The 640-nt window shown below is 77.2% G+C and carries 1 pseudogene; it reads left to right on the top strand.

The window, feature by feature from the left end:
* Positions 1-528, top strand: a pseudogene (locus BG452_RS36405) (hypothetical protein); the annotation flags it as partial.
* Positions 529-640 lie beyond the last annotated feature (112 nt).

Raw genomic sequence — 640 nt, forward strand, 5'->3', positions numbered from 1 at the left:
GGTCCGGTGCCCGTCGCGCCGGTCGGTCCGGTGCCCGTCGCGCCGGTCGGACCGGTGCCGGTCGGGCCCGCAGCTCCGGTGCCGCCCGTGCCGCAGGTGCCCACACCGGCCCCGTACGGGCAGGGCGTCCACGGGCGGCCGGCCTCCGGGGATCAGGGCTCCGGGGAGCAGTCCCAGGGGCAGCCGTTCTACCCGCAGCCCGGCTACCCGCAACCCGGTTACCCGCAGCCCGGCTACGGGCAGTCGGCCCAGGCCCCGGTGGAGGGCGAGTCGCCCTCGTACGTCCCGCCGGTGATCACCACCGGCCCCGTCGCCCCGCTCGCCGGACTGGCACCACAGCCCGCCGCCCCCGCGCCGTTCCCGGCACACGTCCAGGCGACCGGTCACGCCTCCGGCCAGATGTCCGGCCGGATGACCGGTCCGGTGACCGAGGACGGTCAGTACCAGCTCCAGCAACCGACGGTGACGGACCGTCAAGAAGACGACCAGTACCCGTTCAACCCCGGGGAGGTGCTCCGTGCGCGGTAGCCCCCTGCACCAGCGCCCGACGGCCGACCCGGCCGCCCTGCCGTGGGCCGCGCCCGTACCGGCCGCCGGGCAGCCGCAGCCGCAGCCACAGCCGCCGTCGCAGGCGTACCAG

Origin of the sequence: Streptomyces sp. CBMA123 (assembly GCF_014596465.1) — a bacterium.
GTDB lineage: Bacteria > Actinomycetota > Actinomycetes > Streptomycetales > Streptomycetaceae > Kitasatospora.